Annotated in this window: 20 protein-coding genes; 11 read left to right on the forward strand and 9 right to left on the reverse strand. The window is 54.4% G+C overall.

The features are described from left to right. Positions 1-123: 123 nt before the first annotated feature. Positions 124-2,154 (reverse strand): alpha-amylase, encoded by a 2,031-nt coding sequence (locus HV340_RS00900; protein ID WP_063925758.1) that lies wholly within the window; start codon positions 2,152-2,154, stop codon positions 124-126. A gap of 314 nt (positions 2,155-2,468) precedes the next feature. Here HV340_RS00900 and HV340_RS00905 point away from each other — a divergent pair, with 314 nt between their 5' ends. After that, on the forward strand, positions 2,469-3,293 hold the full coding sequence (locus HV340_RS00905; protein WP_020882650.1) for a protein bax: 825 nt from the start codon (positions 2,469-2,471) through the stop codon (positions 3,291-3,293). A 47-nt stretch (positions 3,294-3,340) separates the two neighbouring features. Here the strand turns inward: HV340_RS00905 and xylR are convergent, their stop codons facing one another. The 4 genes from xylR to xylF all read right to left on the reverse strand — a co-directional run bounded on the left by xylR (position 3,341) and on the right by xylF (position 8,317). Continuing rightward, positions 3,341-4,519 carry a D-xylose utilization transcriptional activator XylR gene (gene xylR / locus HV340_RS00910; protein ID WP_020882649.1) on the reverse strand — a complete coding sequence of 393 codons (1,179 nt, stop codon included), beginning with the start codon at positions 4,517-4,519 and terminating at the stop codon, positions 3,341-3,343. Between the two features lie 33 nt (positions 4,520-4,552). Further along, the gene (gene xylH / locus HV340_RS00915; RefSeq protein WP_181216249.1) at positions 4,553-5,734 is read right to left on the reverse strand and encodes a xylose ABC transporter permease XylH; all 1,182 of its coding nucleotides are present in this window, start codon (positions 5,732-5,734) and stop codon (positions 4,553-4,555) included. Continuing rightward, the gene (locus HV340_RS00920; protein WP_181216250.1) at positions 5,712-7,253 is read right to left on the reverse strand and encodes a xylose ABC transporter ATP-binding protein; all 1,542 of its coding nucleotides are present in this window, start codon (positions 7,251-7,253) and stop codon (positions 5,712-5,714) included. Before HV340_RS00920 ends, xylH begins: the two co-directional genes overlap by 23 nt. A 71-nt stretch (positions 7,254-7,324) precedes the next feature. Further along, positions 7,325-8,317, reverse strand: coding sequence for a D-xylose ABC transporter substrate-binding protein (gene xylF / locus HV340_RS00925; protein WP_020882647.1), 993 nt, complete (start codon positions 8,315-8,317; stop codon positions 7,325-7,327). A gap of 371 nt (positions 8,318-8,688) precedes the next feature. Between xylF and xylA the strand changes: the two genes are divergently transcribed. The 4 genes from xylA to HV340_RS00945 all read left to right on the forward strand — a co-directional run bounded on the left by xylA (position 8,689) and on the right by HV340_RS00945 (position 13,100). Then, positions 8,689-10,011, forward strand: a complete 1,323-nt coding sequence (gene xylA / locus HV340_RS00930) for a xylose isomerase (RefSeq protein ID WP_086462926.1) — start codon at positions 8,689-8,691, stop codon at positions 10,009-10,011. Positions 10,012-10,082: 71 nt separating this feature from the next. Then, positions 10,083-11,537, forward strand: coding sequence for a xylulokinase (xylB, locus tag HV340_RS00935; protein ID WP_181216251.1), 1,455 nt, complete (start codon positions 10,083-10,085; stop codon positions 11,535-11,537). A 103-nt stretch (positions 11,538-11,640) separates the two neighbouring features. Further along, positions 11,641-12,180 carry an isochorismatase family protein gene (locus HV340_RS00940; protein WP_020882645.1) on the forward strand — a complete coding sequence of 180 codons (540 nt, stop codon included), beginning with the start codon at positions 11,641-11,643 and terminating at the stop codon, positions 12,178-12,180. Further along, positions 12,180-13,100, forward strand: coding sequence for a helix-turn-helix domain-containing protein (locus HV340_RS00945; protein ID WP_014168122.1), 921 nt, complete (start codon positions 12,180-12,182; stop codon positions 13,098-13,100). The genes HV340_RS00940 and HV340_RS00945 overlap by 1 nt, the downstream gene beginning before the upstream one ends. Here the strand turns inward: HV340_RS00945 and HV340_RS00950 are convergent. Continuing rightward, positions 13,093-14,088 (reverse strand): acyltransferase, encoded by a 996-nt coding sequence (locus tag HV340_RS00950; protein WP_181216252.1) that lies wholly within the window; start codon positions 14,086-14,088, stop codon positions 13,093-13,095. The two genes, HV340_RS00945 and HV340_RS00950, sit on opposite strands and share 8 nt — an antisense overlap. A gap of 184 nt (positions 14,089-14,272) precedes the next feature. Between HV340_RS00950 and HV340_RS00955 the strand changes: the two genes are divergently transcribed. From HV340_RS00955 to HV340_RS00970, 4 genes are all read left to right on the forward strand, one after another. Beyond that, positions 14,273-14,578: a YsaB family lipoprotein gene (locus tag HV340_RS00955; protein ID WP_014168124.1), complete on the forward strand. Its 306-nt coding sequence runs from the start codon at positions 14,273-14,275 to the stop codon at positions 14,576-14,578. A gap of 161 nt (positions 14,579-14,739) precedes the next feature. After that, on the forward strand, positions 14,740-15,651 hold the full coding sequence (gene glyQ, locus HV340_RS00960; protein WP_014168125.1) for a glycine--tRNA ligase subunit alpha: 912 nt from the start codon (positions 14,740-14,742) through the stop codon (positions 15,649-15,651). 9 nt (positions 15,652-15,660) lie between these two features. Next, the gene (gene glyS / locus HV340_RS00965; protein ID WP_014168126.1) at positions 15,661-17,730 is read left to right on the forward strand and encodes a glycine--tRNA ligase subunit beta; all 2,070 of its coding nucleotides are present in this window, start codon (positions 15,661-15,663) and stop codon (positions 17,728-17,730) included. Between the two features lie 273 nt (positions 17,731-18,003). Next, a complete protein-coding gene (locus HV340_RS00970) occupies positions 18,004-19,623 on the forward strand; it encodes an ABC-F family ATP-binding cassette domain-containing protein (protein ID WP_181216253.1) in 1,620 nt (539 codons plus the stop codon). 46 nt (positions 19,624-19,669) lie between these two features. On the opposite strand, the gene HV340_RS00975 is transcribed toward HV340_RS00970, so the two are convergent. Beyond that, positions 19,670-19,957, reverse strand: coding sequence for an HTH-type transcriptional regulator (locus HV340_RS00975; RefSeq protein ID WP_014168128.1), 288 nt, complete (start codon positions 19,955-19,957; stop codon positions 19,670-19,672). A gap of 331 nt (positions 19,958-20,288) precedes the next feature. Between HV340_RS00975 and HV340_RS00980 the strand changes: the two genes are divergently transcribed. Both HV340_RS00980 and cspA read left to right on the forward strand, forming a co-directional pair. Then, positions 20,289-20,999: a DUF3053 domain-containing protein gene (locus tag HV340_RS00980; RefSeq protein WP_020882641.1), complete on the forward strand. Its 711-nt coding sequence runs from the start codon at positions 20,289-20,291 to the stop codon at positions 20,997-20,999. 245 nt (positions 21,000-21,244) lie between these two features. After that, entirely contained in the window at positions 21,245-21,457 is a 213-nt protein-coding gene (cspA, locus tag HV340_RS00985; RefSeq protein WP_014168131.1) for an RNA chaperone/antiterminator CspA, read from the forward strand. Between the two features lie 58 nt (positions 21,458-21,515). Here the strand turns inward: cspA and ghrB are convergent, their stop codons facing one another. Next, positions 21,516-22,490 carry a glyoxylate/hydroxypyruvate reductase GhrB gene (gene ghrB, locus HV340_RS00990; protein WP_014168132.1) on the reverse strand — a complete coding sequence of 325 codons (975 nt, stop codon included), beginning with the start codon at positions 22,488-22,490 and terminating at the stop codon, positions 21,516-21,518. Between the two features lie 26 nt (positions 22,491-22,516). Next, positions 22,517-23,797, reverse strand: coding sequence for an MFS transporter (locus HV340_RS00995; protein ID WP_020882640.1), 1,281 nt, complete (start codon positions 23,795-23,797; stop codon positions 22,517-22,519). Between the last annotated feature and the right edge of the window lie 12 nt (positions 23,798-23,809).

The raw sequence follows: 23,809 nt of genomic DNA on the forward strand, positions 1-23,809 counted from the left end.
CTGGTGCAAATCGAGAGATGCGGTCGGGATTGTTGTTTTATGTGGTGGGAAGGTATTTAGGTAGTGGATTGTTCTGGTGAAATATCCCTCTCCCGGAGGGGGAGAGGGAACCGGTTTGCGTCGTTATTGATTACCCGCCCACACCACCATGACCTTATCGCCATTGTGCTCGCGAACGAAGCCGTAGCCTTCTTTCAGCGACAGCGTGGTTTGTTTGCCTTCACCTATTGCGGGATGCCGGGCGCGGAACTGGCCCAGAACCTGCCAGTGGGCGACGGTTAAGGCCTGCTTGCCCGTCACGTCCTGCCAGTTCATATCCGAGCGGGTGCCCTGTAATGGATCGGACCCTGTCGGTCCGAATGGCCGCTCGGATTCATCGCCGTAGTAAATTTGTACGCTGCCCGGTGCGAGCAGGAGCAGCTCTGCGGCACGCTGGCCGCCTTCACGGAAAAGGCGTGTGTCATGCGACGAGAGATAGCTCAGGACATTGAAGCTTTGCAGTTTTTCCGCCATCTGCTGCCAGGTCAGGTCGATGTCCGCCAGACAATCTACCGCTTTTGCTGCCTGCTCCTGATAATCAAAGTTGATCATCGCGTCAAACCCGTGGCGGTAATAATCGCTTTGCATCACGCCGTGGCCCCATGACTCGCCGGTCATCCAGAACGGGGTATTGTCGAGTTTTTTGTCGGGGTTCGCGCCTTTCCAGGCTGCCAGCGCCTGGCTTGCCTGATCTTTCAACTGCTGCCAGGCCTCGAGTTCCACGTGTTTTGCCGTATCCACACGGAAACCATCAATGCCATAGTCACGTACCCACTGGCTGAGCCAGTGGGTCAGGTAATCACGTGGGGTGTAGCCCGAAATGGCCTTCGCGTGGGTATCAGGTTTATGTTGGTAGAAGTTGGGTAAACCGGAAGGGGTCGTCGACTCCGTTTTCAGGTCCGGCAGGAACGCCAGCGACAGGGTTAAATCGTCGAAGCCGGGATTGTCATAATCACCAATGTCGGTGCGGATCCACTTTTTACCCCACCATTTTTCCCAGGCGGCTTTGTCGCTGAAGTTGATGTAATCGTTGAAGCTGTGCCAGCTTTGGCCTGCTCCCGGCTTCCAGTCCGTCCAGTGCTCGCCCAGCGTTTTTTTCAGTTCATCACCCTGCAGATAAAGGGCCCCAAACTGGAACGCCTGCATGTCTGCGAGCGTCGCGTAACCCGTGTGGTTCATGACGATATCAAACAGGATGCGGATACCGCGTTTATGCGCTTCATCGACAAGGTGGCGTAAATCATCTTCGGTGCCCATGTTGGCATCAAGCGTGGTCCAGTCCTGGGTGTAGTAGCCATGATAGGCGTAGTGGGGGAAGTCACCTTTGGTGCCACCGCCAACCCAGCCGTGGATCTGCTCCAGCGGGGAGCTTATCCAGAGCGCATTCACGCCCAGCTGCTGTAAATAATCGAGCCGGGTTGTAAGCCCCTTGAGATCGCCACCGTGGAAGGTGCCGATCTCCTGCATACCATCTTTGTGGCGTCCATAGCTGTTATCGTTAGAGGGATCTCCGTTGACAAAGCGGTCAGTTAGCACGAAATAGACGGTGGCGTTTTGCCAGCTAAACGGCGCGGGTTTGTCGGTCTCGGCGCGTTCAAGCAGCAGCAGGCCGTTGCTGTTGGCGGCGGGTTGCAGGGTGATTTTTCCATTCTGCACTGTTGCAGTCTGTTTGCTGTAGAAATCACGGACCACCGATCCTTCCGGGAAATCGTTGCCAACTTCAAGCGTCAGGGGTTTACCGTCCCACTTCGGACACTGGCGGGTAACGTTTGCAACCGACGGTTCCGCTGCGCTCTGAATAGTCAGCATCAGTGTGGGCGTACCGGAGCGGGTATCGACACGCATCTGATACTCGCCGTCGCGGAACAGTCGCCACTGCGGCGGCGTGCCGTCACATTTTTTAAGCGACAGCATCTCATTGAGTTTTATTGCATCCGTTGGCTGCCAGCACGTGTTGTCAAAACTCAGCGTAAGAGGGCGAGTACCCTTCGCAAGCTTTGCCTGGCTGGTGAATATCCCGGTGCCTTCGGCGCTAAAGGCGTTGAAACCCGGTGATGACCAGTCAGCATGAGCCAGTGCGGGTAACATCAGAAAAGCTAATGCGGTGCGTTTCATTCCATTTTCCTGTCGCGGCATTTTTGACCAGTGTGCCATCAGGTGTTGGGTAAAAACTCATCCCCCGGGGCTTTCTGCAAGGATGACGCGTGAGGATGAGTGATCCCGCGCAAAATTAGGAAGTTATCTGCGAGTTCGCGCACAATTTTTCAGAATTGATGCTTATGTGAGCAGGTTTCAGGTGACATAGTTTCGGAATTGGACTATTTCTATACGTGCTCTTGCAGTCTATTTTTGTTATGATTTGAGATTCCGCTCTCAAATTTGTGAAAAAAATAAGGTGTTGGAATGTTTATATCCGACCAGGAGACCTAATGATATCGACTCCCATTCGACGATATGGGGCCGCGATACTCATGTTACTCACCATGGCATTTTCGGGTGAGGTGCTTGCGAAGACGCACACGGATACAACGAGTAAGAAAGCCCACGTAATAAAGACGACAAGTAGTAAGGTTAGCAGTAAACAAGAGTATTCTCGCAATAGTGCAAAGAGTAGTTCACTTCCTGATTTGCGAAAATACCCTTCCGGAACACCAAGGAAAAAAGCGTTTCTCCGGACGGTAATGCCTTACATCACAAGTCAAAACGCCGCGATTACTGCGGATCGTAACTGGTTGATTGCCAAACAGTACGATAGCCGTTGGTCGCCATCAGAACGCGCGCGTCTGAAAGATATCACCAAACGCTACAAGGTGAGCTGGAACGGTAACACGCGCCGTGTGCCGTGGAACTCTCTCTTAGAGCGTGTCGACATTATCCCGGGGAGCATGGTTGCGACAATGGCTGCAGCCGAAAGTGGCTGGGGTACCTCGAAACTGGCGCGTAATAACAACAACCTGTTTGGTATGAAATGTATCAAGGGGCGTTGTAACAATGCACCAGGTAAGGTGAAAGGCTATTCTCAATTTGAATCGGTGAAAGATTCCGTGAATGCCTACGTGGTGAATCTGAACACGCATCCGGCCTACTCATCGTTCCGTAAATCGCGCGCTCAGCTGCGTAAAGCGGATCAGGAAGTGACGGCCAGCACGATGATCCACAAGCTGAAAGGTTATTCGACCAAGGGACAGAGCTATAACAACTATCTGTTCGCGATGTACCAGGATAACCAGCGCTTAATCGCCGCACATATGTAATTCAAAAAAACGCCTTCCATCGGAAGGCGTTTTCTTTTGTCTTTTTTCTACATCATCACTTCGCTGTGACGCTCCCGGTACTCTTTTGGCGTACTTTCATACTCCTTTCGGAACACCGAATAAAAATATTGCAGCGACGGGTAACCGCACATCTGTGAGATTTCGTTGATCGACAATGAGGTGGAGATCAGCAGGCTGCGTGCTTTCTCCAGTTTCTCGGCGTGGATGACCGCATGAATGGTTTCGCCCACTTCCTCTTTAAACCGCTTCTCCAGATTCGAACGGGAAATACCCACCGAGTCCAGCACCTGATCGACCTTAATCCCTTTGCAGGCGTTGTTGCGAATGTAGTGCATGGCCTGAATAACTGCCGGGTCGCTTAAGGAGCGGTAATCCGTTGAACGGCGTTCGACTACGCGAACTGGGGGAACCAGTAAGCGCTGAAGCGGCAACGCTTCTTTATCCAGCAGACGATGCAGTAACTTCGCCGCCTGATAGCCCATCTGCCGCGTACCCTGTGCCACGGACGAGAGCGCCACGCGAGAGAGGTAACGCGTCAGCTCCTCGTTATCGATGCCAATGACGCACAGTTTTTCCGGCACCGGAATGTGTAAATGTTCGCAGACCTGCAAGACGTGGCGGGCACGAGCATCCGTAACGGCAATGATGCCGGTTTGCGGCGGCAGGGTTTGCAGCCAGTCCGCCAGTCGGTTTTGCGCGTGCTGCCAGTTTTCCGGCGCGGTCTCCAGCCCCTGATAAACCACGCCGCGGTACTTCTCCTGCGCGACAAGCTGGCAGAAAGCATGTTCGCGCTCAACTGCCCAGCGCTTGCCGCTGGTTGACGGTAGACCATAAAACGCGAAGCGATGGACGCCTTTCTCTTTCAAATGCAGGAAGGCGGTCTCAACCAGCGCATGGTTATCGGTGGCGATATAGTGGACCGGCGGATAGTGCTCGGGCGCATGGTAAGAGCCGCCGACGCCGACAATCGGAACGTCGACGTCAGTCAGCAATTGCTCAATGACGGGGTCGTCGTAGTCAGCGATGACCCCATCGCCCAGCCACTCTTTGATGTTTTCGAGACGGGTTCGGAAATCTTCTTCGATAAAAATATCCCACTCGGATTGCGACGCCTGCAAATATTCACCAACGCCCTCCACCACCTGACGGTCGTAGGCTTTGTTGGCATTGAATAACAACGTGATGCGGTGACGCTTTTCAAACATGGCTAACTTCCCAAATAAGTCACAATATTGTTATCAGGCTAGTCGCTTGGTTGCAGAGTCCATCCAGACTGCCAGCAAAAGAATGGCCCCCTTGACGATATACTGCCAAAACGTCGGGACGTCCATCATACTCATCCCGTTATCCAACGAAGCCATAATAAATGCCCCCATCACCGCGCCTGCCACGCTGCCGACACCGCCTGCGAGGCTGGTGCCGCCAATGACACAGGCGGCGATAGCATCCAGCTCGGCGATGTTCCCGGCCGAGGGAGAACCCGCCCCCAGACGCGAGCTGAGGATCAACCCGGCGATAGCAACCATCAGGCCGTTAATGGCGAAGACGGCGAGTTTGGTGCGCTCGACGTTGATCCCTGAAAGGCGAGCAGCCTCAAGGTTGCCGCCGATGGCATAAATACGGCGACCAAACGCGGTACGCGTGGCCATAAACATCCCGGCCAGCAGCAACAGTGCCAGCAGCAATACCGGCGTCGGGACACCGCGATAGTCGTTCAGAAGCCAGATTGCGCCCAGTACAATGACCGCAGTGAGTGCCTGACGACCGACTGTGGACGTTGACGCTGGCGATGCCAGACCCAACGCCTGACGGCGCATTCGCCCACGCCACTGCCAGGCCACAAACGCCAGCAACCCAATCACACCGAACGTAAAGCCGATGCTATCGGCGAGGTAGCTCTGACCAATTTGTGACATGGCTGCGCTGGTAGGGGAGACGGTGGTGCCGTTGGTGATGCCAATTAGGATCCCGCGGAAGGCCAGCATCCCCGCCAGCGTGACAATGAACGACGGGACTTTACGGTAGGCAACCCACCAGCCGTTCCAGGCGCCCAGCAGCAGACCCAGCACCAGCGTAACCGCAATGGTCAGCGGCAGTGGCCAGCCAAGCCAGACGTCAAAAATGGCCGCCACGCCACCAAGCAGACCCATCATCGACCCCACCGACAGGTCGATTTCCGCCGAGATAATCACGAATACCATACCCACCGCGAGGATGCCGGTAATGGCAGTCTGACGCAGCAGGTTAGAGACGTTACGCGCGCTTAAGTACGAGCCATCGGTCATCCAGGTAAAGAACAACATGATGGCAATAATCGCCGCGATCATCACGAAAACCTGCAGGTTCAGCGCTTTTAGCCCGGCAAACGCGCCGGGCGTCGGAACAGCGACTTTAATATCAGACGGATTGCTTTTCGACATGACGTTCGCTCCTTAAAGCGGCTTCCATCACCTGCTCCTGCGTCAGGTTCTGGTTAATCAGATTGGCTTTCAGTTTTCCCTCGTGCATGACCAGCACGCGATCGCTCAGGCCGAGCACTTCGGGTAACTCAGACGAGATGACAATGACGGCAATCCCTTGCTGTACAAGCTGATTAATCAGTTTGTAGATTTCGTACTTGGCGCCGATATCGATCCCACGCGTCGGCTCGTCCAGGATCAATATGCGTGGGTTGAGGAGCAGGCAGCGCGCCAGGATTGCCTTCTGCTGGTTGCCCCCGCTCAGGCGTCCAATGGCCAGTTCCGGGGAGGATGTTTTGACCTTGAGTCTGGCGAGCGACTGGAGAATGCACTGCTGCTCAGCAGCATCATCGAGGCTGCTCAGCGCACCGGAGAACCTATCGAGCGCGGCAAGCGTGATGTTTTTACCCACCGCCATGACCGGGACGATGCCATCTTTCTTGCGATCTTCCGGCACCATGGCGATACCGTGGGCAATCGCCTGCTGGCAGTTCTCGATTTTTACCGGCTGTCCGTCGATAAAAATACGGCCTTCCCAGCGACCCGGCCATACGCCAAACAGGCACTGGACGGCTTCAGTGCGCCCGGCCCCGACTAACCCCGCGATACCGAGGATTTCGCCGCTGTGAAGGGAAAATGAGACGTTATTCACGCGCTTGATGTGGCGGTTAACGGGATGCCACGCGGTGAGGTTTTCCACGCGTAACACTTCGTCACCCGTGGTGTGCGGTTCGTTTGGATAGAGCGCCGTGAGCTCGCGCCCCACCATCATGGTGATAATGTCATCTTCACTCATGCCGGCAGCTTCACGTGTGCCGATGTGCTGACCGTCGCGGATCACACAGATGGTGTCCGAAATGGCTTTTACCTCATTGAGCTTGTGCGAAATGTAGATGCACGCAATGCCGTGGTTTTGCAGATCGCGAATGATATTGAGCAGGACGGCCGTTTCCTGCTCGGTGAGGGAGGCCGTTGGCTCATCGAGGATCAGCAGCCTTACCTGTTTGTTCAGCGCCTTGGCGATTTCAACCAGCTGTTGTTGCCCGAGGCCAAGATCACCGACGCGCGTATCCGGGGAGATCGCGAGACTTACCTGGGCCAGCAGTTTTTCACAGCGTAGCGTCATGGTGTCGTAATCCATTACGCCATGACGTGAAATTTCGGCCCCCAGAAAAATGTTCTCCAGCACGGTGAGGTGCTTCACCAGCGCCAGCTCCTGGTGAATGATAGCGATGCCTTTGCGTTCGGTATCGCGAATGTGTGTCGCCTGAATCACTTCACCGGCAAAGACAATTTCGCCTTCGTAACTGCCGTGCGGGTAGATCCCACACAACACTTTCATCAACGTCGATTTGCCCGATCCGTTTTCGCCACACAGCGAGACCACTTCGCCGGGATTGAGCCGCAGACTGACGTTGTCGACCGCTTTCACCGCGCCAAAGCGCTTGGTGATGCTTTTCATTTCAAGTAAATAAGGCATAACTGCTCCACATGACCCGAGGGAAGAACAGTACAACTCGATGCGCCCCCGCAGAGCAGGGGCACGCTGGATTACAGTTCACTCTTCTTGTGGAAACCGTCTTTAATGACGGTGGCGTCAATGTTCTCTTTATTGACTTCAATGGGGGTGAGCAGACGAGCCGGAACATCTTTAAGCCCGTTATTCAGCGTCGCGTCTGCCTTAGGTTGCTTACCATTTCCCAGCTCCACGGCAATTTCCGCCGCCGTATTCGCAAGCTGGGTAATCGGTTTGTAGACGGTCATGGTTTGTGTACCTGCCATGATGCGTTTGACGCCCGCGAGGTCGGCATCCTGACCCGAAATAGCCACTTTTCCTGCCAGCCCCTGGGCGCTGAGTGCCTGGATTGCGCCCCCTGCGGTGGCATCGTTGGATGCGACGACAGCATCGATTTTGTTGTTGTTGGCGGTTAAGGCGTTTTCCATGATTTTCAGCGCGTTTTCTGGCAGCCAGCCATCCGCCCACTGATCGCCGACCACTTTAATCTTACCGCTGTCGATATACGGCTTCAGGACTTTCATTTGCCCTTCGCGGAACAGCTTGGCGTTGTTATCAACCGGCGAGCCGCCCATCAGGAAATAATTGCCCTGAGGTACTTTGTCGATCAGGCTTTTAGCCTGTAATTCACCCACTTTTTCATTGTCGAACGAAATATAATAATCGATATCCGCATTATTAATCATGCGGTCATAGGCTAAGACTTTTATGCCTTCTTGTTTGGCTTCTTTAACGACGTTACTTAATACCTGGCCGTTATAAGGGATAATGACCAGCACATCGACGCCGCGGTTGATCATATTCTCAATTTGCGACATTTGCGTTTCTTCGTTGCCGTTCGCGGATTGCACAAACACATTCGCGCCAAGTGATTCCGCTTTTTTCACAAAAATATCGCGATCTTTCTGCCAGCGTTCAAGACGCAGATCGTCAATCGCCATGCCAATTTTGACTTCCTTGGCATGTCCGGCAAAGCTTGCAAGGAGGAGCGTAGTGCAGAGAGTAAGGGACAGGTTCTTTATCTTCATAATTATAGGGCCTTTTTGTAGGGGTATGTGTTGCTGAGATAAAAGAAACATTCACTGCTGGGACGCAGCAAATTTTTAACGGGGAAAGGCGGGCTGGCAATTACAGATTTTTATCTTCGCATTATGATATTTGGTTTATTTCTGAATTTATGACCGCGATCGAATTTTAAAATACGTAACGTCTTAATTACATTTGATTATGGAAGAGGGGCCGAAAAATAGTTTGCCTGCACATTATTTTGCGAGCCAGCGCACAGTTGTGCATTCTCTCAATAGCAGTGTGAAATAACGTAATTGAGCAAGCCAAAATGTCTATTCACTATTACTCCTGTATCAACGACTCGCCGCATACCCTGATTATGGAGCTCAATATGCAAGCTTATTTCGACCAACTCGATCGTGTTCGTTACGAAGGCCCGAAAACAACCAATCCTTTAGCATTTCGTCACTACAACCCGGATGAGCTGGTGCTGGGTAAGCGCATGGAAGATCATTTGCGCTTTGCCGCCTGTTACTGGCATACCTTCTGCTGGAACGGAGCCGATATGTTCGGCGTGGGTTCCTTTGACCGTCCATGGCAGCAGCCGGGTGAGGCCATCGAGCTGGCGAAGCGTAAAGCCGATGTCGCCTTTGAATTCTTCCACAAACTGAACGTGCCGTACTACTGCTTCCATGATGTGGATGTGTCGCCGGAAGGCGCCTCACTGAAAGAGTATCTGAACAATTTCGCGCAGATGGTGGATGTGCTGGCGGCTAAACAGCAGCAAAGCGGCGTGAAGCTGCTGTGGGGCACGGCCAACTGCTTTACCAACCCACGCTATGGCGCGGGTGCGGCAACCAATCCGGATCCGGAAGTGTTTAGCTGGGCGGCAACGCAGGTGGTTACCGCAATGAACGCCACGCATCAGCTGGGCGGCGAAAACTATGTGCTGTGGGGCGGTCGTGAAGGCTATGAAACCCTGCTCAACACCGATCTGCGTCAGGAGCGCGAGCAGATTGGCCGCTTTATGCAGATGGTGGTCGACCATAAACACAAAATCGGTTTCCGCGGTACGCTGCTGATCGAACCGAAGCCTCAGGAACCTACGAAGCACCAGTACGACTACGACGTTGCTACCGTGTACGGCTTCCTGAAACAGTTCGGCCTGGAAAAAGAGATCAAAGTTAACATTGAAGCCAACCATGCCACGCTGGCCGGCCACTCTTTCCATCACGAGATCGCGTCTGCTATCGCGCTGGGTATCTTCGGTTCTGTTGATGCTAACCGCGGCGATGCGCAACTGGGTTGGGATACCGACCAATTCCCGAACAGCGTGGAAGAGAATGCGCTGGTGATGTATGAAATTATCAAAGCGGGTGGTTTCACCACCGGCGGGCTGAACTTCGATGCCAAAGTGCGCCGTCAGAGCACCGACAAATACGACCTGTTCTATGGCCATATTGGCGCAATGGATACCATGGCGCTGGCGCTCAAAGTCGCCGCCCGTATGATTGAAGACGGTGAACTGGATAAACGTGTCGCGAAGCGTTATAGCGGCTGGAACAGTGAGCTGGGTCAGCAAATTTTGAAAGGCCAGTTATCGCTTGCGGACGTCGCGAAGTACGCTGAACAACATCAACTGGCACCGCAGCATCAGAGCGGGCATCAGGAGCTGCTGGAAAACCTGGTTAATCACTACCTGTTCGATAAATAACAGCGAGTAGATAATAACGTAAGCCCGGTAAGCGTCGCGCCACCGGGCATTTCTGTTAAAGGAGTCACCGAATGTATATCGGGATTGATCTTGGCACATCGGGTGTGAAAGCCATCCTGTTAAGCGAGCAGGGCGACGTGTTAGCAACGCAGACAGAAAAGCTGCAGGTCTCACGTCCGCATCCGCTATGGTCGGAGCAGGATCCGGAGCAGTGGTGGCTGGCAACGGATCGTGCAATCAAAGCGCTAGGTGAACAGCACAGTCTGCGTGACGTCAAAGCCCTCGGCATTGCCGGGCAAATGCACGGCGCGACGTTACTGGACAGTCAGCATCACGTCCTGCGACCGGCCATTCTCTGGAACGATGGTCGCTGTGCGGAAGAGTGCGCACTCCTTGAAGAGCGAGTACCCACCTCCCGCAGTATTACCGGCAACCTGATGATGCCCGGTTTTACCGCACCAAAGTTACTGTGGGTACACCGCCATGAGCCGGAAATTTTCCGTCAGGTGGCGAAAGTTTTACTGCCAAAAGATTATCTGCGTTTTCGCATGACGGGTGATTTCGCCAGCGACATGTCCGACGCTGCCGGCACGATGTGGCTCGACGTGGCCAAGCGTGACTGGAGTGAGGCCATGCTCGATGCCTGCCACCTGACTCGCGAACATATGCCAGCGCTCTATGAGGGCAGTGAGATAACGGGTACCTTACAGCCTGCCGTCGCAGAACGCTGGAATATGCCCGCTGTCCCGGTGGTGGCCGGTGGCGGTGACAATGCGGCGGGTGCCGTGGGGGTCGGGATGGTGGAAGCCGGACAGGCGATGCTTTCGCTGGGAACGTCTGGCGTCTATTTTGCGGTCAGCGAGGGTTATCGCAGTAATCCTGAAAGTGCCGTTCACAGTTTCTGCCATGCGCTGCCGGGAAAATGGCATCTGATGTCGGTTATGTTGAGCGCCGCCTCTTGCCTTGACTGGGCCGCGAAACTGACCGGGATGGCTGATGTTCCGGCACTGATTGCTGCTGCACAGCAGGCGGATGAAAATGCGGGTACCGTCTGGTTTTTACCCTATCTTTCCGGCGAGCGCACGCCGCATAACAACCCGGAAGCGAAAGGGGTATTCTTTGGGTTAACCCATCAGCATGGCCCGGCGGAACTGGCTCGTGCCGTTCTGGAAGGCGTGGGATATGCCCTGGCGGACGGAATGGACGTGGTACATGACTGCGGTGTGACGCCGGCGAGTATCACCCTGATTGGCGGCGGTGCGCGTAGCAGCTACTGGCGCCAGATGCTGTCTGATATCAGCGGACTGCAGCTCGATTTTCGTACCGGTGGTGATGTGGGGCCTGCGCTCGGTGCAGCGCGACTGGCACAGATTGCCATGAACCCGGAAACGCCGCTTTCTCAGCTGTTACCGCAGCTTCAACTGGAACAGGCGCATCTGCCTGATGCGGCACGTCATGCGCGTTATGCGCAAAGACGCGAGGTCTTTCGCAAAATCTACCAACAACTGCTGCCGCTAATGTCGTAAATACGGTTGTCTGTCAGAGGCACGAGGTTGTCCTTTTTTGGTCTGTGCGGGCCTTCATTTCCTTGCCAGTATAGTGTCATACCCACTGGCGAGGAGATTCAACATGTCACGTACTGCATTAATCAACATCGATACTCAGCAGTCTTTTCATCATCGTCATTACTGGCAGGAGGACGAGATTCCTGCCTTTCAGCAGGCGATGCTGGGGCTGATTGAGGGCTGTCAGGCGCGTGGCATTCCTGTCGTTGATATTTTCCATGTAGATGAAGACGGTCCGTTCACACTGCAAAGCGGCTATGTCAAACCGATGGCCTTTTTACGTCATCAGCCGGACGTGGTCTTCCAGAAACACGTCCATAATGCGTTCACGGATACCGGGCTTGACCGCTGGCTGCGTGAGCGAGACATTAATCAGCTCATCGTGTGCGGCATTCGCACGGAACAATGCTGTGAAACCACTGCGCGGGTGGCATCCGATCTGGGCTATGCTGTGACCTTTGTTAGCGAGGCAACGCTCACGTTTCCAATGACGCACAAGGGGATAACCCTGAGCGCAGAGGAACTGCGCCATCGTACCGAGACGGTTCTGGCCGGGCGGTTTGCCGACATTAAAACGGTTGCGGAGACGCTGGAGTCACTGTAATGAGCATCGACGTCTGGTTTGTGATGTTGCCTGGGGTGCTGTCATTAGACATGACGGGCCCGGCAGAGACCTTTGTGCTGGCAGGGGACGCGTTTCGCCTGCATTACATTGGTCCGCAGGCAGAGGTTCCGACGTCGATTGGTCTGATGATGGGCGGTATTCAGCCGCTGCCGGAAAGCTTGCCTGAGGGCAGTTTGCTGGTGCTGCCGGGGGTAAGCGACTCCCGCTTTCAGTTCTCAACGCCGCAGGCGCAGCTGATCCAGCACTGGTTAATGCGCCTGCAGCCGCACATTCATCGTCAGGATATCACCGTCATGTGTGTCTGTTCAGGGGCGTTGCTGGCGGCAAAATCGGGCTTGCTAAACCACCGGCAGTGCACAACGCATCATGACGTTATAAGCCGTTTGCGTACGGCGGCTCCGACGGCAATCATCAAAGAAAACCGGATCTTCGTGCAGGATGAGAATATCTGGACCAGCGCCGGCATCACCTCGGGCATCGACCTGGCGCTGCATATGATTAACCGTCTGTGTGGCGCAGAAAAAGCGCTGGCCGTGGCGCGCGAAATGGTGGTCTGGTTTCGTCGCTCCGGGGACGATCCCCAGCTGTCGCCATGGTTACGCTACCGCAATCATCTTCACCCGGCCATCCATCGTGCGCAGGATGCGCTTACCACCGAGCCGCACAAAGCCTGGGCTTTACCCGAGATTGCCGCTCTGGCGCATGTCAGCCCGCGCCATTTAACGCGGCTTTTTCAGACGCATTTAGGGATAAGCGTTCGCGACTATCTGGAGCAGTTGCGTCTGGCGGTGGCTGAACAGTGGCTGTTGCAAGGGCGTGGCGTGGAACAGGCCTCACTGGCCGCGGGGTTTTCCTCCCCGCGCCAGTATCATCGTGCCCGGCAGCGCAGCGTTAACTGACGAAGCGGCGGGTGTCGACCTTCTGCAGCAGCATTGACAGCAGCAGGCTCGCCATCAGCGTGACGGTGAAAATCCAGAGGATATCCAGCACCGGCCAGCTTTTGAACTCGACCCCTCTCGTTCTCAGGGCGTGGATCACCAGCGCGTGAAAACCGTATATTCCGAGCGAGTGCCGGGAGATAACGCTCAGCACCGGAAGGGGGCGTGCGTTCAGGGTGTTTTTGACGAGCGTAAGCAGGGATACGGCACAGATGAAGACCATCGGGCCGCAATACAGGTACCAGGTATCGGCAAAATTGCCGCGCCATTGCAGTTCATGCAGCGTTCCACGCGAAATCACGATCACGCCGATGATAAACAGCGCTGCACACAGCCCGTTCATGCCGCGTTTTTGGGTGTCCATTATCCCGATAGCTCGCCCCAGCATGCCGTAGAGTACGTAGTAAAAGGTATCGCCGTTGATATAGAGATTGACCGGTAACCATTCAAAACCATCAATTTTCTGCGACACCGTATTCGGGTTGGCTATGATGCCAATGACCACCATCAGCGCCAGCAGCATTTTCCCGCTCACGGTTTTCACCTGAATCAGTGGGGAAACCAGATAGATAACGATAATGGCGAAGAAAAACCACAGATGGTAGAAGACGGGTTTTTGCAGAAGGTATTTGAGAGATAGCCCGGCGTTAATCGAGGTGAACAGGGTGATATAGAGCAAGGCCACGGCGCTGTAGAAGCCCAGGCAGGCGGCGATGCGGATAAAATGCCGCGGTTGCGCGCTACGCTCGCCAAAAAAGAGAAAGCCGGAAATCATAAAGAACAACGGCACACTGACCCGCGACGCGGAGTTAAGAATATTGGCTATATCCCAGTTAACAGGGCTGATACTGTGCGCATTGGTGACATACCAGGTCGTCGTGTGGATCATGACCACCATCAGACACGCTATTCCTCGCAGATTATCAATCCAGCTAATTTTTGACGACATCAGTTCCTCATCATCCCTTGTAAATTCAGTGTGACTGCGATTGTATTGAAGCCTCTCTCTGGAAAATTCTGAGTTTTATTGAGCAGCCTTGTTTGAAAGCCGCGAGGTTCGCAGAATGCCAGGGCATAATCTATAAAAGCTTTGCTACTAAAAATAACAGCCACTGAACAGGGCGGTAATAAAAATGATGATGAAGCGTGCGGCGTCACTCTTTCTGCTGTTCATCCTGGCAGGATGCAGTACGCCACCCTCTGCACCCGTGCAAAAAGCACAGCAGGGAAAAATCAGCCCGGAACGCTCCCTGAATATGGAGCAGTTCTGTAAGGATCAGGCTGCGCGCCGCTATAACTCGGATGCGCAGAACATTGATGTCACCGGATTTGAGCGATTCCAGGGGAGTTATGAGCTGAAAGGCCATACGTCCCGTAAAGAGGGCTTTGTCTGTTCGTTTGACGCAGACGGTCAGTTTTTACATCTCTCCATGCGCTAAGCCGCTCGCATAATCAATAGCCAGACGCCGGCAGCTGCCTGGCGTGGTGGCTTATTTCCCCAATTTTCCCTAAACAAACCCGTTTCGTACTGTATATCTTGCAGGCAGCGGGTATACTGGTCCCTTCCATTTAAAACCACACGTATCCAGCACGACATACTATGCAAAAGTTTGATACCAAGACCTTCCAGGGCCTGATCCTGACCTTACAGGATTACTGGGCTCGTCAGGGCTGTACCATTGTTCAACCTTTGGACATGGAAGTAGGCGCAGGCACTTCACACCCAATGACCAGCTTACGCGCGTTGGGGCCGGAGCCAATGGCGACTGCTTATGTGCAACCTTCACGTCGTCCGACCGATGGCCGTTACGGCGAAAACCCGAACCGTCTGCAGCATTACTATCAGTTCCAGGTGGTGATTAAGCCATCGCCAGACAACATTCAGGAACTGTACCTCGGGTCACTGAAAGAGCTGGGTATGGATCCAACCATTCACGATATCCGTTTCGTGGAAGATAACTGGGAGAACCCAACGCTGGGTGCCTGGGGTCTGGGTTGGGAAGTGTGGCTGAACGGTATGGAAGTGACGCAGTTCACTTACTTCCAGCAGGTTGGCGGTCTGGAATGTAAACCGATTACCGGCGAAATCACCTACGGTCTGGAACGTCTGGCCATGTATATTCAGGGCGTAGACAGCGTTTACGACCTGGTCTGGAGCGACGGCCCGCTGGGTAAAACCACCTACGGCGACGTGTTCCATCAGAACGAAGTGGAGCAATCCACTTATAACTTCGAATACGCGGATGTGGACTTCCTGTTCACCTGCTTCGAGCAGTACGAGAAAGAAGCGCAGCAGTTGCTGGCGCTGGAGTCTCCGCTGCCGCTGCCTGCTTACGAGCGTATTCTGAAGGCCGCCCACAGCTTCAACCTGCTGGACGCCCGCAAAGCCATCTCCGTGACTGAACGTCAGCGCTACATTCTGCGTATTCGTACCCTGACCAAAGCCGTTGCAGAAGCGTACTATGCGTCCCGTGAAGCCCTTGGCTTCCCGATGTGCAACCGAAACAAATAAGAGGCGGCCATGTCTGAGAAAACTTTCCTGGTGGAAATTGGCACCGAAGAGCTGCCACCAAAAGCCCTGCGCAGCCTGGCTGAATCTTTTGCTGCGAACGTGACTGCTGAGCTGGATAACGCTGGCCTGGCACACGGTAAAATTGAATGGTTTGCTGCTCCGCGTCGTCTGGCGCTGAAAGTGGCGAACCTGGCGGCGTCTCAGCCGGATCGTGAAGTTGAAAAACGTGGCCCGGCGATTGCTCAGGCGTTTGATGCTGAAGGCAAGCCAAGCAAAGCGGCTGAAGGCTGGGCGCGTGGTTGTGGTATCACCGTCGATCAGGCTGAGCGTCTGACCACCGATAAAGGCGAGTGGCTGCTGTACCGTGCACATGTGAAAGGTGAAAGTGCGCAAGCGCTGCTGCCTGACATGATCGCCACGTCGCTGGCCAGGCTGCCGATTCCAAAACTGATGCGCTGGGGCGCAAGCGACGTGCACTTCGTGCGTCCTGTGCACACCGTGACGCTGCTGCTGGGCGATACCGTTATTCCGGCCACCATCCTGGGTGTGGCGTCCGATCGCGTGATCCGTGGGCACCGCTTCATGGGCGAGCCTGAGTTCACCATCGACAATGCTGACCAGTATCCGCAGATCCTGCTGGAGCGCGGTAAAGTTATTGCTGACTACGAACAGCGTAAAGCCAAAATCAAGGCGGATGCGGAAGACGCGGCGCGTAAGATTGGCGGTAAAGCGGATCTGAGCGACAGCCTGCTGGAAGAAGTGACCTCTCTGGTTGAATGGCCAGTGGTACTGACCGCGAAGTTTGAAGAGAAATTCCTGGCCGTGCCGGCTGAAGCGCTGGTGTACACCATGAAGGGTGACCAGAAGTACTTCCCGGTTTACGCCAACGACGGCAAGCTGCTGCCAAACTTCATCTTCGTGGCGAACATTGAATCAAAAGATCCGATCCAGATTATCTCCGGTAACGAGAAAGTGGTGCGTCCACGTCTGGCGGATGCCGAGTTCTTCTTCAACACCGACCGTAAAAAGCGTCTGGAAGATCACCTGCCACGTCTGCAGACCGTGCTGTTCCAGCAACAGCTGGGTACGCTGCGCGACAAGACTGACCGTATTGCGGAGCTGTCTGGCTGGATCGCACGTGAAATCGGTGCGGATGTGAACCACGCAACGCGTGCGGGTTTACTGTCCAAGTGTGACCTGATGACCAACATGGTGTTCGAATTTACTGACACCCAGGGTGTGATGGGGATGCACTACGCGCGTCACGACGGTGAAGCGGAAGATGTGGCCGTGGCCCTGAACGAGCAGTATCAGCCGCGTTTCGCGGGTGACGCGCTGCCGTCTAATCCGGTGGCTTGTGCGGTCGCGATTGCCGATAAGATGGACACCCTTGCAGGTATCTTTGGCATCGGCCAGCATCCAAAAGGCGACAAAGACCCGTTTGCGCTGCGTCGTGCTGCCCTGGGCGTGCTGCGTATCATCGTTGAAAAGAACCTGAACCTGGATCTGCAGACCCTGACTGAAGAAGCGGTACGTCTGTACGGTGATAAGCTGACCAACGCCAACGTGGTCGACGATGTGATCGACTTTATGCTTGGTCGCTTCCGTGCGTGGTATCAGGACGAAGGTTACACCGTCGATACCATTCAGGCGGTACTGGCTCGTCGTCCAACCCGTCCGGCAGATTTCGATGCGCGTATGAAGGCGGTTTCCCACTTCCGTACGCTGGAAGCGGCATCTGCACTGGCCGCGGCTAACAAGCGTGTCTCTAACATTCTGGCGAAATCCGACGAAACGCTGAACGAGCGTGTGAACGCTGCGACGCTGAAAGAGCCAGAAGAGATCGCCCTGGCGATGCAGGTTGTGGTACTGCGTGACAAGCTGGAGCCGTATTTCGCCGAAGGCCGCTACCAGGAAGCCCTGGTGGAGCTGGCGGAACTGCGTGATGTCATCGATGCCTTCTTCGAGAAAGTGATGGTGAACGTGGAAGATAAAGAGCTGCGTATCAACCGTCTCTCTATGCTCGAAAAACTGCGTGAGCTGTTCCTGCGCGTGGCGGATATTTCGCTGCTGCAGTAACGTGCATGTGCCCGGTGACGGGCCAGCAGATGAGAAAAAACCCGCTTCGGCGGGTTTTTTTATGTCTCGTTTTTTGTGAGCCAGGTAAGCGCAGTGCAATCGCCTAAAAATTCACCTTGAAATGGTCAGCAAATTACCGTTATCCTGTTTCTCGTTATATTTCTCCCTCAGGAGCGCATCCCGAAAATGAACAAACACGACTGATGAATTTCGATCCTTGCTAAACGCGACCGCGTCGGCAGGGGGATGTTTTGATTTCATTCAGGAGTGCTTATGGCTCATTTTGCGCAATCCCCTTCTTTTATTTTGCATCAGGTGACCTGTCAGTTTGCGACGGGCGATACCCTTTTTGGTCCGCTGAATCTTTCTCTGGCACCGTCACTGTGCGCGCTGGTTGGCCGCAACGGCAGCGGTAAAACACGTCTGCTACGTTTGCTGGCAGGGTGTGATGAACCTGCCAGCGGTCATATCGAACGTTTTGCAACGCACGCTTATGTGGCACAACAGCCCGATATCTCCCCGCGAACCACGCTTGCTGAGCTGCTGGGGTATGAGGCGATTTTTGCGGCGCGTAAGCGCATCGACAGCGGTGACTACCAGCCCGATGATTTGGCGCTACTCGACGGACACTGGGATGTAGCGGAACGTCTGAGCGAGGCGTTTTTCCACGCAAAACTTCCACCATTTGACCCGGATAAATCAGCCATGGAACTCAGTGGCGGCGAGCGCATTCGCGCGTTGCTCTGTGGCGCGTTTACGGCTGATGCGGATTATCTGCTGCTGGACGAACCCACCAACCATCTCGACCGGCAGGGACGTGAGTGGTTCTACGACCAGCTCGCCCGTTATCAGGGGGGCGTGCTGGTGGCCTCCCACGACCGTGAACTGCTGGCGAAGGTACCGCGTATTCTTGAACTGAGCGCCTCGGGTCTTCGCCACTACGGTGGCAGTTACGACGACTATACGCATCAGCGGGACGCCGAACAGCAGGCAGCCCGTGCGGCACTGGAACATGCGGCAACAGAACGCAAACGCACCCGCGCGCGGATGCAAAAAGAGCATGACGAAAGCCAGCGGCGTTCGGCGAAGACGTTACGTACGGTCGATAACCTTAATATCGCCTCGTTCGAGCGGGTCAAATACAAAATGGCCGCCAAAGAGCGCATTGGCACCTGGAAAAAACAGCATGGCGATCAACATGAAGCGCTGAATGCCGCGGTGAACAAGGCCCGGGAGCGAGTTGAAGAGGAGAATCCGGTGATGTTCACGTTGCCTGGAAGCCAGATTGCTGAGGGGAAACAGGTGCTGGTGATGGAGGGGCTGGTGCTGCCGTACGTCACTCTCCCGCCGACCAACTGGCGAATGGACGGACCGATGCGCGTGGCGCTAAAAGGACCAAACGGCTGCGGTAAATCGACGCTTTTAAAAGCCATTCTCGGCGAAGTGGCTCCGCTCTCAGGAACGTGTAAGGTATCGGTAAACTGCGCTTATCTCGATCAACATCTGTCGCAGCTCAATCTTTCGCAGTCGGTGATGGCGCATCTCAATCTGAGTCATACACCTCTGGAAAAGGGTGTGCTGCGAACCCGTTTAGCGCAGCTTCAGCTGGGCGCTGACAAAGTGGCGCTTCCGCTGGCTGAGCTGAGCGGCGGGGAACGTCTCAAGGCTGCTCTGGCCTGTGTCTTGTGGCGTGAAGACGCTACGCAGCTTTTACTGCTGGATGAACCGACCAACCATCTGGATCTGGCCTCGGTCGAGGCGATTGAAGCCGCACTGGCCGGTTTCCCCGGGGCATTGCTGGTGGTTTCTCACGATGAGGCTTTTTTGCGGGGGTTAGCATTGACGCATGAACTGGTCTGGGAAGAGGCGGGTTGGCGGTGTGCCCCCCTTTAAAACACAAGCCCCCGCAAAGGCGGGGGCGGTAACTCACTTTACTGCATCATGCTATATGCTTGCTGAGTGCAGGGTTGGCCTGAATCAGGCGCATCAGCTTTAGCTCGGTTGGGGTGGGTTTTTCGCGTTTTGACTCCCACTCCTGCACCATAGCCACGCTGACACCCATCGCTCTGGCGAATTCTTCAGTTTTTAATCCAGTCCCTTTGCGCAATTGCTCATATTCTTTAAAGGGATTGGATCTTTGTTGCAGGGTTAACGTCTGCGGTACATCTTTAAAAATAATCTGTTCCAGGCTGCTCAGCAGCTCAAGCTCAGGATCTTTATATTCCATTGAGGACTCCTCTTAAATCACATACCGGGATCAAGAACATCAGAGAGCCTGTTAAGAATAGTCCCTAATACAAACGACGGATCGTCACGGATGTGATTAATCGTGCGGTAACGATCGCTTTATGCGTTTCAGCCGTTGCCAGGGTGAGACTAATTACCTGATTACGCTTATGTCGGCTTCGCCAGGTATTTTTTTGTAAATAGTAAGAAATAAAACGGCAATAGCCGTTTTGCATGAAAAGAGTATCTTGCAGGGCTGACCTGGACTATCCTTGTCAGCGTCGGGCACGCATGTGCCGGTGTGCGCTTTTTTGGGTGAAAGGAGTAATGAAATGGCGACAGGAAAGTCCTGCTCTCGCTGGTTTGCGCCTATTGCGGCGTTGTTGATGGTTGTTAGCCTGAGTGGGTGTTTTGATAAAGAAGGCGATCAGCGCAAAGCGTTTATCGATTTTCTACAGAATACGGTGATGCGCAGCGGTGAACGGTTGCCGACGCTGACTGCGGATCAGAAAAAACAGTTTGGCCCCTTCGTGTCTGATTACGCCATTCTTTATGGTTATTCACAGCAGGTGAGCCAGGCGATGGATTCCGGTATCCGTCCGGTTGTGGATAGCGTGAACGCTATTCGCGTCCCGCAGGATTACATGACGCAACGTGAACCGCTGCGCCAGTCCAACGGTGCGCTCGGCGTGCTGAGCCAACAGCTGCAGAATGCGAAAATGCAGGCGGACGCGTCACGTTCCGCGCTGAAGCAGGGCGACGATCTCAAACCGGTCTTCGACAAAGTGTATGAGAAAGTGGTGTCGAAACCTTCTGAAGCGATGCAACCGCTGATCCCAGCCGCGCAAATTTTCACGCAGCAGCTGGTTCAGGTGGGGGACTTCATCTCCCAGCAGGGCACTCAGGTGAGCTTTGTGGCCAACGGTATTCAGTTCCCGACCTCGCAGCAGGCAAGCCAGTATAATGCGCTGATTGGGCCACTGGCCTCCCAGCACCAGGCCTTTAGTCAGGCGTGGAGTGCAGCGGTCGCTGCCACAGAATAAATCGGAAAACCCCGCCTCAGGCGGGGTTTTTTATTCCGGGCGAAAATAACGCTTGTTATTCTTCTACCACATCGGTATAACTATACAGGTCGGTTTGTTACACAGACCTAAAGCAGTTTAGTAAAGCAGTCCAGATTGTTATCCATAGATACCCTTCGTAGTGACCCTTCCTTCATCGCTTAAAAATCTGTAACACAATCCATCAAGCCGGAAGGCACAATATATTTGTTAATTAAGGTAATTCTATGTCTGCTAAAATGACTGGTCTGGTAAAATGGTTCAACGCTGATAAAGGTTTCGGCTTCATCACTCCTGACGATGGCTCTAAAGACGTGTTCGTACACTTCTCTGCTATCCAGAACGAAGGCTACAAATCTCTGGATGAAGGTCAGAAAGTTTCCTTCACCATCGAAAGCGGCGCTAAAGGCCCAGCAGCTGGTAACGTTGTAAGCCTGTAAGCTTCCAACCCAGTAGCACAAATTTTAAAAACCCGCCTTCTGGCGGGTTTTTTCATTTCTATCGCTGAACCTGCGGGTTAACGCAGTTGATTTCCACCTTTCCGCTAAGGGCAGCGATCAGGTTGTCTACCGCGGTCGCGGCCATGTTGTAGCGTGTTTCATGGGTTGCTGAGCCGATGTGGGGCAGGGCCACCACGTTGGGCAATGAAAGCAACGGGGAGTCCACCGGCAGCGGTTCCTGTTCAAACACGTCAAGACCGGCAGCGTGGATCTCACCCTGTTGCAGAGCCTCAATTAACGCCTTCTCATCCACCACCGGGCCACGACCCGCGTTGATGAAAATGGCCGTTTTCTTCATTTTTTCAAACGCCTCTTTACCGATAAGATGACGGGTTTCGTCCGTCAGCGGCAGGATCAGACAGACAAAATCGGCTTCCTGCAGCAGCGTATCCAGCTCGCAGTAGCGGGCGTTAAAACGTTCTTCGGCTTCACTGTGATGACGACGCGCGTTATACAGAATCGGCATGTTAAAACCAAAATGTGCGCGCTGTGCCAGGGCCAGGCCAATACGGCCCATGCCAACGATGCCCAGCGTTTTGCCATGAACATCCACCCCAAACCAGTCCGGACCAATGCTTTTTGTCCATTCGCCAGCTTTGACGCGATCGGCCACTTCGACCACACGACGCGCCGTGCTGAGGACCAGCGCCATCAGCGTGTCGGCCACGGTCTCCGTCAGCGCATGTGGCGTATGCATCAACAGGATCTTGCGGGCGTTAAGGGCATCCACGTCGAAGTTGTCATAGCCCACGGAAACGGTAGAGGTAGCACGAAGCTTCGGCATTTTCTCCAGCAGGGCGACATCCACTTTTTCGCTTGAACCCAGCAAACCTTCGGCGCTGGCGAACGCATCGGCGTGCTGTGCCACGGTTTCCGGGCTGAGGTTCTTCACCTGGGTAACGGTGAAGTGTTCCTCAAGGCGTTTCTGCAGATCTTCCGGCAGTGCTTTATACAAAATGACGGACGGCTTCATGCTAATCTCCGTTGATTTTTAAGGATTCAGGCGTGGCGTGCGCCGACAGGTAATTGTTGATTATTAGCAGGCTTAACAATCAGAGTAAGCCACACGGAGGCGAAAAGCGCTACCCCCATAAATATGTACGATGCGGACGGGCTGCCGGTTGCTCCGTTCAGGTAACCCACAAACCAGGAGCCGCAGAACGAGCCCAGCGCCCCCATACTGTTAATCAGTGCCATCGCGCCGCCTGCCACGTTACGCGGCAGCATCTCCGGGATGATCGCAAAGAACGGTCCATAAGGGGCGTACATTGCCGCACCCGCAATCACCAGCAGGGTGTAAGAGACCCAGAAATGGTTCGCGCCGACGGCCCAGGAACCAATGAAGGCAAAGGCAGCGATCAGCAGCAGCGGCCAGACAAACAGCTTACGGTTCTGCATTTTGTCCGATGCCCATGACGCAATGATCATGGCGATTGTTGCTGCGAGGTAAGGCACGGATGACAGCCAGCCCACTTCCACCATGCCAAGGTTTTCACCGGCATTGCGGAGAATCGATGGCAGCCACAGTACGAAACCGTACACGCCAATGCTCCAGGTGAAATACTGGGCGCAGAGCAGAATCACGTTACGCGAGCGGAATGCTTCACCGTAGTTACGCACCGCTTTCAGTCCTTGCTGTTCTTTATCCAGCTGCGCCTGCAGTGCGGCTTTTTCATCTTCGGAGAGCCATTTCGCCTGCGCAGGTTTATCTTTTACCAGCATCCACCAGCAGAATGCCCAGATAACCGCCGGCACCCCTTCGATAATGAACATTTCACGCCAGCCGAAGGACTGGATCAGGTAGCCAGAAACCACCGACATCCACAGCACGGTGACCGGGTTACCGAGGATCAGGAAAGTATTGGCTCGTGAGCGTTCGGATTTGGTAAACCAGTTGCTGATATAAATCAGCATCGCGGGCATTACCGCTGCCTCAACGACCCCAAGAATAAAGCGAATGGCTGCCAGAGCAGGAATATTATTCACCACGCCGGTCAGTGAGGCGCAGGCACCCCACAGGATCAGGCAAACGAAAATCAATTTGCGGACGCTGCGACGCTCCGCATAGATAGCGCCGGGGATCTGGAAGAAGAAGTAGCCCAGGAAGAAAAGGGCACCCAGCAACGAAGAGATACCTTTGGTGATCCCCAGGTCTTCGGTGATCCCTGCCGCGGACGCGAAACTGAAGTTGGCACGATCAAGGTACGCCAGGCTGTACGTGATAAACACGATTGGCATGATGTACCACCAGCGTTTTACTGCATTGGTCGAACTGTTCATAGGCTTGCCTCT

Source organism: Enterobacter sp. RHBSTW-00975 (assembly GCF_013615235.1).
Taxonomy (GTDB): Bacteria; Pseudomonadota; Gammaproteobacteria; order Enterobacterales; family Enterobacteriaceae; genus Enterobacter; species Enterobacter ludwigii.

Coding starts and splice junctions, on each gene's coding strand:
- HV340_RS00980 (WP_020882641.1), top strand. CDS start 20,289: ATGGCGACAGGAAAGTCCTGCTCTCGCTGGTTTGCGCCTATTGCGGCG.
- glyS (WP_014168126.1), top strand. CDS start 15,661: ATGTCTGAGAAAACTTTCCTGGTGGAAATTGGCACCGAAGAGCTGCCA.
- xylA (WP_086462926.1), top strand. CDS start 8,689: ATGCAAGCTTATTTCGACCAACTCGATCGTGTTCGTTACGAAGGCCCG.
- HV340_RS00975 (WP_014168128.1), bottom strand. CDS start 19,957: ATGGAATATAAAGATCCTGAGCTTGAGCTGCTGAGCAGCCTGGAACAG.
- xylH (WP_181216249.1), bottom strand. CDS start 5,734: ATGTCGAAAAGCAATCCGTCTGATATTAAAGTCGCTGTTCCGACGCCC.
- xylR (WP_020882649.1), bottom strand. CDS start 4,519: ATGTTTGAAAAGCGTCACCGCATCACGTTGTTATTCAATGCCAACAAA.
- ghrB (WP_014168132.1), bottom strand. CDS start 22,490: ATGAAGCCGTCCGTCATTTTGTATAAAGCACTGCCGGAAGATCTGCAG.
- HV340_RS00940 (WP_020882645.1), top strand. CDS start 11,641: ATGTCACGTACTGCATTAATCAACATCGATACTCAGCAGTCTTTTCAT.
- HV340_RS00950 (WP_181216252.1), bottom strand. CDS start 14,088: ATGTCGTCAAAAATTAGCTGGATTGATAATCTGCGAGGAATAGCGTGT.
- HV340_RS00920 (WP_181216250.1), bottom strand. CDS start 7,253: ATGCCTTATTTACTTGAAATGAAAAGCATCACCAAGCGCTTTGGCGCG.
- cspA (WP_014168131.1), top strand. CDS start 21,245: ATGTCTGCTAAAATGACTGGTCTGGTAAAATGGTTCAACGCTGATAAA.
- glyQ (WP_014168125.1), top strand. CDS start 14,740: ATGCAAAAGTTTGATACCAAGACCTTCCAGGGCCTGATCCTGACCTTA.
- HV340_RS00900 (WP_063925758.1), bottom strand. CDS start 2,154: ATGAAACGCACCGCATTAGCTTTTCTGATGTTACCCGCACTGGCTCAT.
- xylF (WP_020882647.1), bottom strand. CDS start 8,317: ATGAAGATAAAGAACCTGTCCCTTACTCTCTGCACTACGCTCCTCCTT.
- HV340_RS00955 (WP_014168124.1), top strand. CDS start 14,273: ATGATGATGAAGCGTGCGGCGTCACTCTTTCTGCTGTTCATCCTGGCA.
- HV340_RS00905 (WP_020882650.1), top strand. CDS start 2,469: ATGATATCGACTCCCATTCGACGATATGGGGCCGCGATACTCATGTTA.
- xylB (WP_181216251.1), top strand. CDS start 10,083: ATGTATATCGGGATTGATCTTGGCACATCGGGTGTGAAAGCCATCCTG.
- HV340_RS00995 (WP_020882640.1), bottom strand. CDS start 23,797: ATGAACAGTTCGACCAATGCAGTAAAACGCTGGTGGTACATCATGCCA.
- HV340_RS00945 (WP_014168122.1), top strand. CDS start 12,180: ATGAGCATCGACGTCTGGTTTGTGATGTTGCCTGGGGTGCTGTCATTA.
- HV340_RS00970 (WP_181216253.1), top strand. CDS start 18,004: ATGGCTCATTTTGCGCAATCCCCTTCTTTTATTTTGCATCAGGTGACC.